The sequence below is a fragment of the Nonomuraea sp. NPDC004186 genome (genome assembly GCF_053603495.1).
In genome coordinates this window covers 217,742-233,342 of the sequence record NZ_JBSGFQ010000005.1, presented here as the reverse complement: position 1 = coordinate 233,342, position 15,601 = coordinate 217,742, and the positions used below count along the sequence as shown (strand labels likewise).

Annotated in this window: 19 protein-coding genes; 10 read left to right on the top strand and 9 right to left on the bottom strand. The window is 68.7% G+C overall.

All coding sequences use genetic code 11. From position 1 onward, the window contains the following. Window positions 1-101: 101 nt before the first annotated feature. The 3 genes from ACWEPL_RS06440 to ACWEPL_RS06430 form a co-directional block, all read right to left on the bottom strand. The gene (locus ACWEPL_RS06440; protein ID WP_350730095.1) at window positions 102-554 is read right to left on the bottom strand and encodes a GNAT family N-acetyltransferase; all 453 of its coding nucleotides are present in this window, start codon (window positions 552-554) and stop codon (window positions 102-104) included. A 74-nt stretch (window positions 555-628) separates the two neighbouring features. Continuing rightward, on the bottom strand, window positions 629-1,768 hold the full coding sequence (locus tag ACWEPL_RS06435; RefSeq protein ID WP_452435387.1) for a hypothetical protein: 1,140 nt from the start codon (window positions 1,766-1,768) through the stop codon (window positions 629-631). Continuing rightward, on the bottom strand, window positions 1,758-2,852 hold the full coding sequence (locus ACWEPL_RS06430; RefSeq protein ID WP_363962824.1) for a helix-turn-helix domain-containing protein: 1,095 nt from the start codon (window positions 2,850-2,852) through the stop codon (window positions 1,758-1,760). Before ACWEPL_RS06430 ends, ACWEPL_RS06435 begins: the two co-directional genes overlap by 11 nt. A gap of 478 nt (window positions 2,853-3,330) precedes the next feature. On the opposite strand from ACWEPL_RS06430, the gene ACWEPL_RS06425 reads away from it, so the two are divergent. Beyond that, window positions 3,331-3,471, top strand: a complete 141-nt coding sequence (locus tag ACWEPL_RS06425) for a hypothetical protein (RefSeq protein WP_350730099.1) — start codon at window positions 3,331-3,333, stop codon at window positions 3,469-3,471. A gap of 174 nt (window positions 3,472-3,645) precedes the next feature. Further along, window positions 3,646-4,023 (top strand): STAS domain-containing protein, encoded by a 378-nt coding sequence (locus ACWEPL_RS06420; protein ID WP_452435386.1) that lies wholly within the window; start codon window positions 3,646-3,648, stop codon window positions 4,021-4,023. Here the strand turns inward: ACWEPL_RS06420 and ACWEPL_RS06415 are convergent, their stop codons facing one another. The 3 genes from ACWEPL_RS06415 to ACWEPL_RS06405 all read right to left on the bottom strand — a co-directional run bounded on the left by ACWEPL_RS06415 (window position 4,024) and on the right by ACWEPL_RS06405 (window position 6,584). Beyond that, complete coding sequence (locus tag ACWEPL_RS06415; protein WP_363962826.1) at window positions 4,024-4,536, bottom strand: hypothetical protein; 513 nt, start codon at window positions 4,534-4,536, stop codon at window positions 4,024-4,026. A gap of 133 nt (window positions 4,537-4,669) precedes the next feature. Beyond that, on the bottom strand, window positions 4,670-5,239 hold the full coding sequence (locus ACWEPL_RS06410) for a nicotinamidase (protein ID WP_363962827.1): 570 nt from the start codon (window positions 5,237-5,239) through the stop codon (window positions 4,670-4,672). Between the two features lie 61 nt (window positions 5,240-5,300). After that, entirely contained in the window at window positions 5,301-6,584 is a 1,284-nt protein-coding gene (locus ACWEPL_RS06405; protein WP_452435385.1) for a nicotinate phosphoribosyltransferase, read from the bottom strand. A 46-nt stretch (window positions 6,585-6,630) separates the two neighbouring features. On the opposite strand from ACWEPL_RS06405, the gene clpS reads away from it, so the two are divergent. From clpS to ACWEPL_RS06380, 5 genes are all read left to right on the top strand, one after another. Further along, complete coding sequence (gene clpS, locus ACWEPL_RS06400; RefSeq protein WP_185071427.1) at window positions 6,631-6,924, top strand: ATP-dependent Clp protease adapter ClpS; 294 nt, start codon at window positions 6,631-6,633, stop codon at window positions 6,922-6,924. Window positions 6,925-6,952: 28 nt separating this feature from the next. Further along, window positions 6,953-7,477: a DUF2017 domain-containing protein gene (locus ACWEPL_RS06395; RefSeq protein WP_350730108.1), complete on the top strand. Its 525-nt coding sequence runs from the start codon at window positions 6,953-6,955 to the stop codon at window positions 7,475-7,477. Between the two features lie 9 nt (window positions 7,478-7,486). Then, on the top strand, window positions 7,487-7,888 hold the full coding sequence (locus ACWEPL_RS06390) for a M67 family metallopeptidase (RefSeq protein ID WP_350730109.1): 402 nt from the start codon (window positions 7,487-7,489) through the stop codon (window positions 7,886-7,888). Between the two features lie 207 nt (window positions 7,889-8,095). Continuing rightward, the gene (locus tag ACWEPL_RS06385; RefSeq protein ID WP_185071430.1) at window positions 8,096-8,368 is read left to right on the top strand and encodes a MoaD/ThiS family protein; all 273 of its coding nucleotides are present in this window, start codon (window positions 8,096-8,098) and stop codon (window positions 8,366-8,368) included. 1 nt (window position 8,369) lies between these two features. Next, on the top strand, window positions 8,370-9,317 hold the full coding sequence (locus tag ACWEPL_RS06380; protein ID WP_452435384.1) for a PLP-dependent cysteine synthase family protein: 948 nt from the start codon (window positions 8,370-8,372) through the stop codon (window positions 9,315-9,317). A 57-nt stretch (window positions 9,318-9,374) separates the two neighbouring features. On the opposite strand, the gene ACWEPL_RS06375 is transcribed toward ACWEPL_RS06380, so the two are convergent. Together ACWEPL_RS06375 and ACWEPL_RS06370 are read right to left on the bottom strand one after the other, a co-directional pair. Next, window positions 9,375-11,201, bottom strand: a complete 1,827-nt coding sequence (locus ACWEPL_RS06375; protein WP_363962829.1) for a hypothetical protein — start codon at window positions 11,199-11,201, stop codon at window positions 9,375-9,377. Between the two features lie 178 nt (window positions 11,202-11,379). Continuing rightward, the gene (locus ACWEPL_RS06370) at window positions 11,380-11,706 is read right to left on the bottom strand and encodes a hypothetical protein (protein ID WP_350730114.1); all 327 of its coding nucleotides are present in this window, start codon (window positions 11,704-11,706) and stop codon (window positions 11,380-11,382) included. A 110-nt stretch (window positions 11,707-11,816) separates the two neighbouring features. Here ACWEPL_RS06370 and ACWEPL_RS06365 point away from each other — a divergent pair, with 110 nt between their 5' ends. The 3 genes from ACWEPL_RS06365 to ACWEPL_RS06355 all read left to right on the top strand — a co-directional run bounded on the left by ACWEPL_RS06365 (window position 11,817) and on the right by ACWEPL_RS06355 (window position 14,373). Beyond that, window positions 11,817-12,608 carry a thioesterase family protein gene (locus ACWEPL_RS06365; RefSeq protein WP_452435383.1) on the top strand — a complete coding sequence of 264 codons (792 nt, stop codon included), beginning with the start codon at window positions 11,817-11,819 and terminating at the stop codon, window positions 12,606-12,608. Window positions 12,609-12,712: 104 nt separating this feature from the next. Beyond that, entirely contained in the window at window positions 12,713-13,624 is a 912-nt protein-coding gene (murI, locus tag ACWEPL_RS06360) for a glutamate racemase (RefSeq protein ID WP_350730117.1), read from the top strand. Then, complete coding sequence (locus ACWEPL_RS06355) at window positions 13,621-14,373, top strand: MBL fold metallo-hydrolase (RefSeq protein ID WP_449900456.1); 753 nt, start codon at window positions 13,621-13,623, stop codon at window positions 14,371-14,373. The genes murI and ACWEPL_RS06355 overlap by 4 nt, the downstream gene beginning before the upstream one ends. Here ACWEPL_RS06355 and ACWEPL_RS06350 read toward each other — a convergent pair. Further along, window positions 14,358-15,596 carry an MFS transporter gene (locus tag ACWEPL_RS06350; RefSeq protein ID WP_364251015.1) on the bottom strand — a complete coding sequence of 413 codons (1,239 nt, stop codon included), beginning with the start codon at window positions 15,594-15,596 and terminating at the stop codon, window positions 14,358-14,360. The two genes, ACWEPL_RS06355 and ACWEPL_RS06350, sit on opposite strands and share 16 nt — an antisense overlap. Between the last annotated feature and the right edge of the window lie 5 nt (window positions 15,597-15,601).

Below are 15,601 nucleotides of genomic sequence, written 5' to 3'. Positions count from 1 at the left end.
CCACCGATCTCCAACTCGATCTCCTGGACCTCCTCGACATCGATCCACGAGACCTCCGCTGAAGATCACTCACATGCGGAAAACGGGGCTAGCCGGCGCGCTCAGCCGAGCTTTCTGACGAGGATGCGGCACAGCTCGGGCCGGAGCTCGAGCCCGCCGTTCGGGTGGTAGACGACGTCGGTGGTCGCCACCTCGCCGTGCGGCCATTCGGCGTAGCCGCGGCGCTGGTACAACCTCAGGGCGTCGGGGTTGTCCAGGCCCACGCCGAGGGCGACCTGGTCGTGGCCGTCGGCCAGGAGCCGTTCCTCGGCGGCCCAGAGCAGCGCGGTGCCGATGCCCCGGTTGCGCATCCAGGGCACGACCTCCAGGTGCGTGAGCAGCGCCACGCCCGGTAAGTGGGTACGCAGCTCGGGCTCCTCCGCGGGCCCCAGCCACATGTAGACGTCGCCGACCGCCACCCCGCGCTCCCAGGCGACGAGCAGGGCCCCGTGACCGGAGTCCTGCCTGGCGAGCCGGTCGGTGAAGTAGCCCTCCTGCCCGAGCGAGTCGACCATCGCAGGGAGGTCCGTATGGACGGCCTGACGGATATCACGTGGCCCCACGGACGACAGATTCCCGGTTCGCCCACTTATGAATCAAATGAGGTCCACTGGCGCAATAGTGGTGCACCAGGTCTGACCAGCCATTTCATGGCATCGGCCACGCTCGGCCCGAGTTGCGGGATCCTGGCGAAGTGATCGGCCCACTGGTCGCGGTCCGCCGCCCACGCCTCCAGGTAGTTGACGCAGAACTGCGGCGTGATGCGGTTGAGGCGGCCCAGCGCGGCCAGCAGGGACTCCTCCATGGCCCGGCGGCTCGTCGTCGCGTCCGGCGGGAGCTCCCTGACGCGGCGCAGCACGTCCTTGACGAAGTCGCCGCGCCTGGCGAGGGCGCCGACCCAGTACGCCGGATCGGCGGCGGCCTGCCAGCCCGTGCCCTCGCCCCCGTCGAGCAGCCAGTAGACGCCCTCGGCCAGCACGTCGCCGAGCTCCTGGTCCCGCGCGCGCATGGGGCGGTCGAAAGGGTCGTACGGGCGCTGCTTGACCATCCCCGTGACCGCGAGCGGGCGCACCGACTTCTCGCCCAGCAGGTAGAACCAGTCCTCGTTGTAGATGTTCGGGAAGAACGAGGGGCCGCGGGTCGTCTCGACGGCCAGGGCGCCGCCGCCCACGAACGACTCCTGATGCCCGCCGGTCAGCCGGTGGGCGTGGCACACCACCGAGTTGTCCGGGTAGCCGCCGATGTGCATGCCCACGGCGTCGTACGAGTCGAGCAGGGCGGCCGCGTGCGCGACCTCCTCGTGCCCGCCGACCTCGATGTCGTCGTCCAGGAAGACGATGCGCCGCCAGCCCATCAGGCGGGCCAGCAGCAGCCCCGTGTTCCGCTTGGCGCTGAGGTCGGTCGCGCGGGTGAACGGCGTGCCCTTCAGCAGGGCCGTGGTCGCGAAGTCCGGCAGGTTGAGCCGGGCCACGTTGTCGATGTCCACGGAGATGAACTGCAGGCCGGCCGGCATCAGGAGGAGGTCCGGTTTGCTCCACTTGCTGTGCAGGGTCACGAGGGGGCAGTCCAGGGCGATCGCCAGCCGGATCGCGTGGCTCAGCCAGACCGGATGCCTGATGGTCGGCACGACGATGGCGTCGACGCGGCCGGACTTCGCGACTCGCGGGTAGACCTCGATCAGATCCCGGTGGGAGCCGTGGTGATGCTCCGATCCGACCTCAGTCCCCACGAGAGGGCTCCGACCACTCATGCAGCCGGAACGTGTTCAGGGTCCAATCAGGAGTGACGACCACGCGGTCCCTGATCCTGACGCGCGTGAGAATGCTGTAGGCCGCGGCGGTGCCGAAACGTGCCCGCAGATAGACGGCGTTGCGGTCGCGGAATCGCTCGTCGGTCAGGGCCCGCACCGCACCGTAGACGCCTCTGCCGTACATCCCATTGCAAATGGTCAACGTGCGCTCGACATTGTCGGGATTGACGCCGCGGTAGAAGAACCCGACGTCCTCAAGGAGTTGCAGATTATCTCCGGACCCGGCGGTGACGGTGTAGTGCCGGCGCGTGTCGCCCCCCTCGATGACCTCGAAATACGGACCCTTTTCCCCCTCCCAGTCGGGCACCTGCCGCACCGGGAGTTCTGCTTGCGCGAGCACCGCCCCGGTCACCGCGTTGTAGTCGACGCCGCCCAGGAGCACCACGTGCGTCGTCAGGTCGTCGGAACGCAGATCCTCGGTGGAGACCAGCTTCACCGGGCTGCGCGGATTCGCGGCCCGGAGATGGCCCCACAGCTCGAAGAGGGAGTCGAGATCGGAGTACTTGTACAGCTCGATGTAGTCGGGGCTCGACGGGTCCGCGTACGGGATCTTGGTCCGGTCCTCCTCCGGGACCTGCGAGCAGATGACCGTGATCGGCTCCCCGTCCCGGAAGTGCCAGGGGCCGGCCTGGAGCGCGTCCCGCGCCGCCGGCTCGGCGTTCTCACCCGACGCCTGGGACTTCAGCGCGGCCTGGCGCAGCCGGTCCAGCTCGGCGAGCAGGTGGCGGTGGTCCTCGAGCTCGCCCGCCGTCAGGTCGGACACGGGGAGCACGCGTGCCGTCCCGTTGGAGATCGATCGCTTGGTCGCGAAGAATGCGGCGTACTTCTCCAGCCGGTGTAAGGGCGGGATCTTGCTCGCATGAGCCGACTCCCACGACGAGATCAGCGCGACGCTGACCTGGAACGCCTCGCGCAGCTGTGCCTGGGTGACGCGCCGGTCAGGCCAGTGGCTTTCGCGCAGCTCGCGCAGTCGGCGCGCCAGCGCGGAATTGACGCCGCTCATGCCAGCCCCATTGGTGTGAACTTCAGTAATCTCTAGTGAACATCAACCTGGCGGCGGAATCGATGAAGAATCCGCAGCTAAGGCCTAACAGAACAGCCAACGTGCACAAACGGGTGAGCACAAGAGCCATCAGTCTAACCATTCAGCTGTCACCGCCGTGTACGAATAGGGCGGTTCAGTCGGGGTAAACCTCTAATTGGAGAAGATTCACTGAAGTTAGCTGAATATGGGTGGAGGTGGTTCGTGGCGAGGGTCCGATGAGCCACACCCGGCAGGAGCGGCATCCCCAAGCAGAAAGACAGCGGAACACCCCCGCGACGAGCCCAATCATCGGCGGAGGTGCCCGCGAGCGAGGTTTCTGTCAGAGCGCGTCTCCGCACCAGGGAAAACCTTCATGACCACACTAGTCCTCCACCTCTCGGTGGCAATACCAACATCAACCGATACCAGAGCCTTGACCCTCTTCCTTCTGACGACCTTGATCACACTGGCAGCGGCGGCCATCCGCTGGATGGTGAAGCGGGCGAACGTCGTCATGGTGATCAGTGGCACGGGCGTCCTGGTGATCGTCCTGTCCGTGCTGCTCGCCGCCTACGTGATCACCTTCGGGACAGCCTGAGGGAGCCGTCGCGCGCGGCGCTTCGCCCCCCGGCGCTGCGCGCGTGCCGGTCGCGTGTGACGATGGGTGACTCTGTGCGTTTGGCCACAGAGCGGCGCTCATCTGTTAGAAACTCGACGGAAGAGGCAACAACCACTCTTGGCTTGTCTCGGGATACGCAGAAGGACTTTGCCCATGTCGTCTGAGGTCACCAGAAAGCCGATGCTGACCGTGACTTCCGGCCTCTCGCGAAACGCCGTCATCCTCAAGCTCGAGGGCGAGCTCGACGTCAACGTCCTGCAGGTGCTGCGCGAGCACCTCGAACCCGTCTGGGCCCTTCCTCCCAAGCCCTTCCTGATCCTGGACCTGGGCGAGCTCTCGTTCTGCGACTCCATGGGGATGAACGAGCTCGTCGGCGTCATGCAGCAGTGCGAGTCCAGAGGGACCCGGCTGCTGCTCGGTGGGGTTCAGGGGGTCATGGCCAGGGTGCTGTCGATCACCGGGCTGCGGCACGCGTTCGAGGTCTTCGCCCGGCTCGACGACGCGCTGCGGCTCGCCGTGGCCAAGCCCTGACTACGTCTGGGGGATGCGCCGCCCGGTGCGGCCATCGGTCAGGACGTAATCCGGCTTCTCCCGCAGGGGAAGCTTCAGCGCGGCCCGGCCGCTCTCGACGCGCACCGGCAGCGTGAACACGCGCTGGTGGTGGCCCGTGAGCGCGGCCGGGTGGCTGCCGACGTTGGGCCCCTCGTACAGCCATAGACGCAGTCTGCGCCCCTCGGCCCGGACCACGACCTCGGCCGCCCCGCACTCCTGCGGCGCCGCCGCCCAGGTCAGCACGATCTCGTGGGCCACCTTCGCCGAATGGGGGACCGGGACGCGCTCCTGGCAGGAGGCCACGAGGTTGGCCACGATCGCCGGAGGGGCGGGGGCGGGCCGCTCTTCGGCGCCCATCGCGATCGTCCCGCCTTCCAGCAGCACCAGCGTGACGACCGCGGCCACCCGCTCGCCGGCGCTCCCCCGGACGAGCAGCCACAGGCAGAGAGGACCGAGGACGAGCCAGGCCGCACCCAGGGAGATGGCCAGCATGAATCTACCTCCCGCGAAAAGGAGTTTGTGACTCTCCGTATTACTACGGCTCCGGAGGGGGTTCGTCCTCTTGAATATCACATGAACGCAGCGTTGCCTACCGCATACGCCTCGTGATCAATGGTGATCCCGGTCACCCCAGAACGGGCGCCCCCCGGAGGGTGGCGCCCGCGTCCTTCAGCTCCGCCAGCGCCACCTCCGTGGTCGTCGGGGCCACGCCGGCCGTCAGGTCCAGCAGCACCCGCACCGCCAGCCCGTGCTTGACCGCGTCGAGCGCCGTCGCGCGCACGCAGTGGTCCGTGGCGATCCCGACCACGTCCACCTCGTGCACCCCGCGCTGCCCGAGCCACTCGGCCAGCGGGACCCCGTCGCTCGACAGGCCCTCGAAACCGCTGTACGCGGCGGCGTAGGCGCCCTTGCTGAACACCTCCTCCACCTCCGCCACGTCGAACGACGGGTGGAAGTCGGCCCCCGGGGTCCCGGCCACGCAGTGCGCCGGCCACCTGGAGACGTAGTCGGGCGATTCGGCGAAGTGGTCGCCGGGCGAGATGTGGTAGTCGCGGGTCGCCACCACGTGGTCATAGCCGTGTTCGGCCATGTGGCGAGTGATCGCCGCCGCCACCTCCGAGCCGCCGGCCACGGGCAGGCTGCCGCCCTCGCAGAAGTCGTTCTGCACATCGACGATGATCAATGCGGTCCCCATATTCAGCACTCTAATAACAGGGCCCGCCGTCCGACCCGCCGCCCCGCTGCCGCGGGGAGGGTCAGGCGAACTCCGTGGGGATGGCCGCGTACCCCCTGCCGAGGTGCAGGGCCTCCTGGGGGAGGGTGGCGATGGCGGCGGCGTGGCGCTCGCGGGCGGCGGGCAGGGGCTCCCTGCCCACGACCTGCCCGTCGCGCACCAGCTCGTGCAGCAAGGGGATGCCGCCTTCCGGGGCCAGGCCGCCGGTGGTGATCAGCTCGGTCTCCACGTTGCCCACGTCGTCCAGGAGCCGGTACGCCTGCTTGCGGCCCCCGCGCGACGGCTTGCCCACCGAGCGCTTGGCCACGGCCTCCAGCTTGCCCGTGGCCGTCTCCCTCGCCACCAGCTTGTACACCAGGGCCGCCGTGGGCACGCCGGACCCGGTCACCAGGGACGTGCCGACGCCGTAACCGTCGACGGGGGCGGCGGCGAGCGCGGCGATGGCGTACTCGTCCAGGTCGGAGGTGACCAGGATGCGGGTCTCGAAGGCCCCGAGCGCGTCGAGCTGCTCGCGCACCTCCTGCGCGGCGGCGGCCAGGTCGCCGGAGTCGATGCGGACCGCGCCCAGCTCCGGCCCCGCCAGCTCCACGGCCGTGCGCACCGCCTCGGCCACGTCGTACGTGTCCACCAGCAGCGTCGTCTTGCGGCCGAGTGAGGCGATCTGGGCCTCGAACGCGTCCTTCTCCGAGTCGTGCAGCAACGTGAACGCGTGCGCCGCCGTGCCGGCCGTGGGCACGCCGTAGGCGTACCCGGCCATGAGGTTGGAGGTGGAGGCGAAACCGGCGATGTACGCGGCCCGGGCGGCGGCCACGGCGGCGGCCTCGTGCGTGCGGCGCGAGCCCATCTCGATGATCGGCCGCTTGCCCGCGGCGTTGGTCATGCGGGAGGCCGCTGAGGCGATGGCGCAGTCGTGGTTCAGGATCGACAGGGTGAGGGTCTCGAGCAGCACGGCCTCCGCGAAGGTCCCCTCCACGATCATGATCGGGGAGGCGGGGAAGTAGAGGTCGCCCTCGCGGTAGCCGTAGACGTTCCCGGAAAACCGGTAATCGGCGAGAAACGCCAGAGTGTCGTCGTCGACGACCTGCCTCTTCCGCAAATAGGTGAGTTCTTCCTCACTGAAACGGAAGCGTTCTAGCTCGTCCAGGACACGTCCGGTCCCGGCGACAACCCCGTAGCGCCTGCCACCCGGCAGATGTCTGGCGAACACCTCGAAAACGGCGCGCCTGTGCGCCGCCCCGCTCCGGAGCGCCGCCTGCAGCATCGTCAGCTCATAGTGATCTGTGAGCAACGCAGTGCTCATGGTCATTGTCACGACTCGAAGACTACGGCCCAGATAGGGCAGACTCGGGGATGTGGGTAGCACCGCTCCAATCGCCGTTGAGCGTCCGTCATCGGACGTCCGGCCCGATCTGCCATGGGTGACCATCGTCTGGAACGACCCGGTCAACCTCATGTCCTACGTGACCTATGTCTTCCAATCGGTCTTCGGCTACACGAGAGAGAAGGCCGAAAAACTCATGCTGGACGTACACCACAAGGGCAAGGCCGTCGTGTCCAGTGGCACGCGGGAAGAGATGGAACGCGATGTGCAGATTCTCCACTCCTACGGCCTGTGGGCGACGGTCCAGCCGGACTCGGTCAAGTGAGGCACATGAGGTCAGTGAGGCGGCACGCGTGACATCGGGGTTTTCGTCGGGCAAGGGCGGCGTCGTCGTCGCGGAGTTCGAGGCCGCGGAGGTCTCGCTCCTGCGCTCGCTCGTGTCGATGATGCTGGGCATCGTGGAGCCGGGGCGGACCAGCGACGACCCGCTGGAGCGGGCGCTGGGCATCGGCGGGGGAGAGGCGCCGACCGACCCGGTGCTGGCCAGGCTGTTCCCGTCGGCGTACGAGGACGAGAAGGATTCGGCGGAGTTCCGCCGCTACACCGAGGCCACCCTGCGCGACGGCAAGCGGGCCGACGCGCAGACCGTCTTCGACACCGCCAGGTCGGGCCGCGCGGAGCTCTCGCCCGAGCAGGCCCAGGCCTGGCTGCGCTCGCTCAACGACGTGCGCCTGACGCTCGGCACCAAGCTCGACGTGACCGAGGAGGTCCACGACGAGATCGCCGTGATGTCCGAGGACGACCCCCGCTACCCGGCCTACCTCACCTACGACTGGCTGACCTACCTCCAGGACAGCCTGGTCCGGGCGCTCTGGTAACTTCCGGGCATGCTGTCGATCTCGCAGGAACTGGTGGACAAGATCGTCGCCCATGCCCGTGCCGATCACCCCGACGAGGCGTGCGGGGTGATCGCCGGCAGGAACGGTGTCCCCGAGCGGTTCGTCCCGATGGAGAACGCCGAACGCTCGCCCACCTTCTACCGCTTCGACTCCATGGAGCAGCTGCGCGTCTGGCGTGAGATGGACGACCGCGACGAGGAGCCCGTCGTGATCTACCACTCCCACACGGCCACCGAGGCGTACCCGTCGCGCACCGACGTCTCCTATGCCTCCGAGCCGGACGCCCACTACGTCCTGGTCTCCACGCGGGACGAGGACAAGGTGGAGTTCCGCTCGTACCGGATCCTCGACGGAGTGATTACCGAGGAAGAGGTAAGGTTTCTCCCATGATGGTCAGGCCGGTGCAGAGTTTCCTCTTCGCGCATACTCCTGCCGTCGTCGTCTACGACTGTCGGATGAGAAACCTGCAGCTCCACTGCCGCTAAGGCGGCAGCCCTGACGAGCAGGTTTCTTACCGGAAGATCCCGCGGAATCCGCATGTAGCCATCGGTGTTGCTGCCGATGGGACGACGACCTGATCTGAGGAGACTGAGCGCGATGGCCATCGAGGTTCGCATTCCGACCATCCTGCGTAATTACACCGGCGGCGCCAAGGCCGTCGACGCCGAGGGCGCCACCCTCGAAGAGCTGATCAGCAATCTGGAGTCGCGCCACCCCGGCATCAAGGAGCGCCTGGTCGACGCGGGCAGCCTGCGCCGCTTCGTCAACGTCTACCTGAACGACGAGGACGTGCGCTTCCTGGGCGGCCTGGGCACGCCGCTGTCCGACGGCGACACGGTGACCGTGCTGCCTGCCGTCGCCGGCGGGTGACATGCGGTTCGACTCGCTGATCGACTCGGTCGGCCGCACGCCCCTCGTGGGGCTGCCGAGGTTGTCGCCCTCCGCCGACGTGCGGATCTGGGCCAAGCTCGAAGACCGCAACCCGACCGGGTCGATCAAGGACAGGCCCGCCCTGTGGATGATCCAGGAGGCCGAGAAGGACGGCCGGCTCACGCCCGGCTGCACGATCCTCGAGCCCACCAGCGGTAACACGGGCATCTCGCTCGCCATGTCGGCCAAGCTCAAGGGCTACAAGCTGATCTGCGTGATGCCCGAGAACACCTCGGAGGAGCGCCGTCAGCTCCTGCGCATGTGGGGCGCGGAGATCATCTCCTCGCCCGCGGCGGGCGGCTCCAACGAGGCCGTGCGCGTGGCCAAGGAACTCGCGGCCCAGAATCCCTCCTGGGTGATGCTCTACCAGTACGGAAACCCGGCCAACTGGCGCTCGCACTACGAGACCACCGGCCCGGAGATCCTCGAGGACCTGCCCACCGTCACCCACTTCGTGGCCGGGCTCGGCACGACGGGCACGCTGATGGGCGTCGGGCGGTTCCTGCGCGAGCGGGTGCCCGGCGTGCAGATCGTCGCCGCCGAGCCGCGCTACGGCGAGCTGGTCTACGGGCTGCGCAACGTGGACGAGGGCTTCATCCCCGAGCTCTACGACGAGTCCGTGCTGACCACCCGCTTCTCCGTGGGCTCGGCCGACGCGCTGCGGCGCACGCGCGAGCTGCTGGCCTCCGAGGGCATCTTCGCCGGCGTCTCGACCGGCGCGGCGCTGCACGCGGCGCTGGGCGTGGCCAGGAAGGCGGTCAAGGCGGGCGAGCGCGCCGACGTCGCGTTCGTGGTGGCCGACGGCGGCTGGAAATACCTGTCCACGGGCGCCTACGAGGGCACCCTGGAGGAGGCGGAAGAGCGCCTCGAAGGCCAGCTCTGGGCCTGATACAGCACGAACAGGCGGCCGGTCCACGAGGGACCGGCCGCCTGTTCGGTTTTCGGCTCAGTTGAACAGGACCCGCAGCGAGAACGTCGCCTCGGTGTCGGTCTGCGTGCCGCTCATCCCGACGGCCCGCAGCACCTGGAGGTTGGCCTTGTCGTCGCCCTGCATGGACTTGAGGTAGAGGCTCTCCACCTTGTCCAGGTCCACGAAGACCGCGTAGTTGGCGTCGTCCGCGTTGGGGATCGCCGTCTGGAACGTCTCCGAGTCGCCCAGCGTGCCCTCACCGGCCAGCTGCTTGGCGTACTCGTCCGACGTCGCCACGGTGAAGACGCCGTCGCCGGCGACCTTGGCGATCTGCGGCGCGCCCTGACCCTGGGAGGTCAGCGCCTGCTGGACCTTGTCGACGATGGCCTGCGCCTTGGCCGGGTCGGTGACGATGCGCACGCCGCCCTTGATCTGGTCGCCGCCCAGGCCCTGGCTGTCCACGGCGAGCGTGAAGTTCTTGCCGAAGATCGTGGCCAGGTCGCCGGGCAGCTGGATCCCGAGCTGGCTCTGCGCCTGCTCCAGCATCTGCTTGACCTCGGCGCCGCCGCTCGCCGCGGCCTGCTTCTGGATCTGGTCCCACTGCTTGGTGACCATCTGGTCGAGGCCGGAGATCGACACCGCACCCGCCGTGGTGGCGGGCAGCGTGCCCAGGTTGGCCTTGGGCAGGTCACCCTCGGGGGTCATGCCCTTGGCGCCGCGCACGAGGCCGGCGAGCTCGACGTACGCGCTGTCGAAGCGCAGCGCGCCGGCGAACCTGGCGTCCTTGACCTGGTCCACGAGGGCGGCCTGCTCGGCCGGGACCTCCTTCTTGGCCACCTCCATGAGCCCGCCCATGTCGGCCCAGAACGACAGCACGCCCTGCTCGCCGACCGCGCCCATGTCGTCGTTGAACTCGGCGTTGTCGGCCAGGCTGCCCTCGGACTTCGCGAACTTGTCGGCCAGCGCCTGGGTCGAGCTCAGCAGCGCGTAGTCGTCACGGAAGGCGAGGCCGTACTTCTCGCCCTTCATCAGCTTGGCGATGCCGGCCTTGGCCTGCGCCTCGTCCTTGATCTGGACGGCCACCGCGAAGTCGGGCTCCTCCTTGCCCGACGGCACGGCGGCGAAGCCGACCCTGCTGCCCAGCCAGGGGTCGACGTCCTTGGCGAAGTCGACCTTGGAGTCGGAGTCGGAGTTGATCGTGTCGAAGAGCGCCTTGCGCGGGTCCTCGCCGGTGAAGGAGTCCTTGGTGACCGTGAACTTCCTGGCGATCTGGAACAGCGCCAGCTTCTGGTTCGCGGCCGGGTCCAGGTCGAGCCGGGCGTAGGCGATCGAGTTGGCGGGCAGGACCTCGTTCGGCTGCGTACCGCCGCCGCCGATGGCGCCCATGGCCCACACGGTGCCGCCGCCGAGCAGGATCACCGCGAGCGCGGCGGCCGCGGCGATGATCCAGGTCTTGCGGCCCTTCTTGGCCGGTTGCGCCGGGCCGAACCCCTCGGGCCCCTGCTGCTGCCAGCCGCCCTGGGCGTACTGGTCGTTCTGCCAACCTTGCTGCTGCTGTTCCTGCTGCCAGCCCTGGCCCTGCTGTTGCCAGCCCTGCTGCTCCTGCTGCCAACCCTGCTGCGGTTGCTGCTGTTGCCAGCCGCCCTGGGCCTGCTGGCCCTGCTGCTGGCCCTGCTGCCAGTTCTGCTGCTGGCCGTACGAGCCCTGCTGGCCGTAGCCGGCGTCGTAGGTCGGCTGCTGCTGCCCGTACCCCTGCTGGGGGTTGTACGGCTGCTGCTGCTGTCCGTAGGACGCCTGCTGGCCGTAGCCCCCCTGCTGGTAGGGCTGCTGCGGCGGGTACGGCTGTCCCGATGACTGAGGCATCGTCGGGGGGTTCTCCGGCTGCTGCCCCTGGTTCCAGTTGTACGCCGTGGTCCGGTCAGGATCTTGGCCGTAGGGGGGATTATTCGCAGACATCACTCAACTCACAATGTGGACTTTTGACCACAGAGAAGTTAGCTGATGTTGCTAGACGGGCGCTTGCAATGTGCTGAAGTGAGATTCAGACCCTGCTGAGTTCCTTTCTGAGCGCATTGATGTGGACCTCGCCACTTCCGTAGTCGATCACGCACGACCACGGCACGAATGTGCAGCCCACATAGACCAGGCGGGACAGCGAGCGGGAGAGCCAGGACGCGCGGCCCTGGTTCTCCCGGGTGAGGCCGAGCAGCAGCGGCGCGCGGCGGCTGGAGACGATCAGCCCGTAGACGGTGTGGCTCTTCTGGAGCTCGCCCCTGTGCTTGATCACGCGGATGTCGACCACGTGGCCGACCCATATCCCGTCGGAGTCCCAAACGGACTGACCGAGGAGTTCGGTGACACTTGCCATGATCGAACTTTCTCAACCGAATCATGTTTTCGCAGGTAGGCACGCTGATAGGGGGATGCCATAGACTATGCGGGCGCTAGAACATAATTCCGGAGTTGAGGCGGGCGCGGATGACCAAGTTCGACGAGGCGACTCAGGCGATCAGGATCGACGAGGGCACCTACGACGTGTGCCTCGACCCCGGATACGCCATCGGCGGCCCCCTCAACGGCGGCTACCTCATGGCCGTGATCCTGCGCGCGGCGGTGGACGCCTCGCCGTTCGAGCATCCGGTGAGCACGACGGCGCAGTTCCTGAAGGCGCCGGTCGCCGGGCCCGCGCAGATCAGGATCGAGCCGCTCAAGGCGGGCAGGACGGCCGCGTTCGCCAGGGCCACGCTCGTCCAGGACGACGTGGCGCACATCGAGGGGCTGATCACGACGGCCACGTTGCACGAGGTCGAGCCGATTTATGCCGAAAAATCGGCGTATAACATGCCCGGCATCGAGGACTGCGCCAGGCTCCCCGACCCCAAGCCCGAGTCGGGCATGAACCTGAACGCCCGCATGGAGCTGCTCTTCGACCCGCCCACGATCGGCTGGCTGAAGGGCGAGCCCTCCGGCAGGCCGGAGTCGCGGGCGTACTTCAGGATGGCCGAGCCGCAGGACCCGGACCCGTACGTGCTGGCGCTGGCCGTGGACGCGCTGCCGCCGGTGGTGTTCTCGGCGGGCGCGCGGGGCTGGGCGCCGACCGTGGACCTCACCTGGCACCTGCGGGCGCTGCCCGCCCCCGGCTGGCTCACGCTGCTCGGCAGCGGCCGGCTGGTCTCGGACGGCTGGTTCGACGAGGAGGTCGAGGTACGCGACTCCACGGGCCGCCTCGTGGCCCAGTCGCGCCAACTCGCCCGGGTCGGACGCGGCTGACCGGCCCGGATGTGACCAAGACAACACCCCCCGCACGCCGCCGTGTCGTACCTGTGAGCATTCTTACGCAGAGTTGATCGTGCAGGTCGCCTACCCTCTAGAGCGTGCCGGACGCGAGTATTGGGATCTTCGACAGCGGGGTCGGCGGCCTGACGGTCGCGCGCGCGATCATCGACCAGTTGCCCTATGAGTCCATTACGTACGTGGCCGACACGGCCCGTCAGCCGTACGGGCCGAAACGCATTGCCGAGGTCCGCGCCTACGCCCTGGAGGTGATGGACCACCTCGTCGACCACGGCGTGAAGATGCTCGTGATCGCCTGCAACAGCGCCAGCGCCGCGGTGCTGCGCGACGCCCGCGAGCGTTACGACGTGCCGGTCGTCGAGGTGATCCAGCCCGCCACCAGGCGAGCGGTGCGCGCCACCCGTACGGGCAGGGTCGGCGTGATCGCCACCAGGGCCACCATCGAGTCCATGGCCTACCACGACGCCTTCACCGCGGCGCCCGACGTGCAGCTCACCGGCGTGGCCGCCCCACGCCTGGTGGAGTACGTCGAGCGCGGGGAGACGATGAGCGACGAGCTCATCGAGGTCCTGGGCGAGTACCTGGAGCCCATCAGGGCCGCCGGGTGCGACACCCTCATCCTCGGCTGCACCCACTACCCGCTGCTCACCGGCGCCATCTCCTATGTCGTCGGCGACGGTGTCACGCTGGTCTCCAGCGCCGAGGAGACGGCCAAGGACGTCTACCGGATCCTGCACGACCGCGATCTGGCGGCGGGAGGCGAGGCCACCCCCCGGCACCGCTTCCGCGCCACCGGCGACTCCCTGCTCTTCGCCCGGCTCGGGCGACGGTTCCTGGGGCCGGAGATCGATGTGGTCGAAGTCGCACCAGTGGGGGGTACTACCTCTAACGGCCACTCGGCCGCGCCGGTGTCGGGACTGACGAGCGACGACACCGGATTCCGGCGGCCGGGTAGCGACGCGGAGCGTCGCATCGGGAAGGAGCCCACATGAAGGTGACCATCGTCGGGTGTTCGGGCAGCTTCCCCGGGCCCGACAGCCCCGCGTCCTGCTACCTCATCGAGGCGGACGGGTTCAAGCTGCTGCTCGACCTCGGCAACGGGTCGCTCGGCGCGCTCCAACGCCACATCAGCGTGTACGACGTGGACGCGATCTGCCTGTCGCACCTGCATGCCGACCACTGTCTCGATCTCTGCTCCTACCACGTGGTCCGCACGTACGGGCCCGGCGCGCCGTACCCCACCCTGCCCGTCTACGCGCCGGCCGACGCGCCCGCCCGGCTGTCGGCCGCGTACGGGATGCCGGACGAGCCGGGCCTGGAGACCGCGTTCGACTTCGTGCCGCTGGCGCCGGGCTCGTTCGAGATCGGGCCGTTCACGCTGACCGCCGGGCTGGTCAACCACCCGGTCGAGGCGTACGGCTTCCGCGTGACCGGCGGCGGCCGGTGCGTGGCCTACTCCGGCGACACCGGCGAGTCGAGCGAGCTGGTGAAGCTGGCCACGGGCGCCGACCTGCTGCTGTGCGAGGCGTCGTTCGTGGAGGGCCCGGACCTGCCCGCCGACCTGCACCTGACCGGCCGCCAGGCCGCCCGGCACGCGGCCGAGGCCGGCGTCGGACGGCTCGTGCTCACCCACCTCGTCCCGTGGAACGACCAGGCCACCGTGCTCGAGGAGGCGATGGGAGGCGGTTTCGACGGCCCGATCGAGCTGGCCCGCAGCGGCGCGGTCTACGACCTGGCCTGAGCCTGGGTGAAGTCGCGCATGCGGGGCAACGGGGAGAACAGCAGCGGCACGAAGGTCAGCAGCCGGGCCCCCATGATCACCCACAGGGCCTCGCGCACCCCGATCTGCTGGGCCAAGAGCCCGCCGAACAGCGCTCCCAGCGGCATGATGCCCCAGGTCATGAACCTCACCGACGCGTTGACGCGGCCGAGCAGATGCTCGGGGGTCACGGTCTGGCGGTAGGTGACCTGGCCCACGTTCAACAATGTCGCGCTCCAAGTGAGCGCGATCGAAGTGATCGCGAAGCACACCACCCGCCAGTCGGCCTGCGTCATCGGCAGCAGCAGGCCGAAGGGCGAGCCCAGGATGACCGCCAGCCAGGTCATCCTGGCGGTGCCGTACCGCCTGGACAGCCAGGAGCCGGTGAAGCCGCCGATCAGGCCGCCGATGCCGCCCGACATGAGCAGCAGGCCGATGGTGCTGGGGGGCAGCTTGACCACCTGGGCCAGGAACAGCACCGACAGGCCGAGCACGGCGCTGGTGCACAGGTTTCCGGCCACCGTCGAGGTGGCTAACATGCGCAGCAGCCGGTCGCGCCACAGGAACGACAGGCCCTCGCGGATGCCGCGCAGCAGCGGGGTGCGCTCGGTGACGGCGGGCGGCTTGTCGGGGGCCTTGATCGTGCCCAGGAAGACCACCGAGGCGAGCGCGCCGAGCGCGGTGGCGAACAGCGTGCGCGGCGCCCCCAGCAGCTGCACCAGCGCGCCCCCCACGGCCGGCCCGGACAGGAACGAGCCCGACCGCACGATCTCCAGCTTGGAGTTGCCGTCGGTGAGCTGCCCGGTGCCGACCAGTTCCGGCAGGTACGTCTGGTCCGCCACGTCGTTGAAGACCTGGGCCACGCCGGCCAGCAGCGCGATGGCGAACATCAGGCCGATCGTCAGCAGCCCCAGCTCCGCGGCCAGCGGGATGCTGGCGAGCAGCAGGAACCTGGCCAGGTCGGAGGCCAGCATCACGCGCCGCCGGCGCATCCGGTCGACCCACACCCCCGCGGGCAGGCCGATCAGCAGGAAGGCCGTCGTCTGCAGTGCTGACAGGACGCCGATCTCCACCGGACCGGCGTTCAGCGCGAGCACGGCCGCCAGTGGAAGCGCAACACGGGAGATATTCGCGCCTAGTTCACTGGCAACGTGCGAACTGAGGAACCGCAGGAAGTCAGGGTTACGCAACACCCCCGTTGTCATTGCGT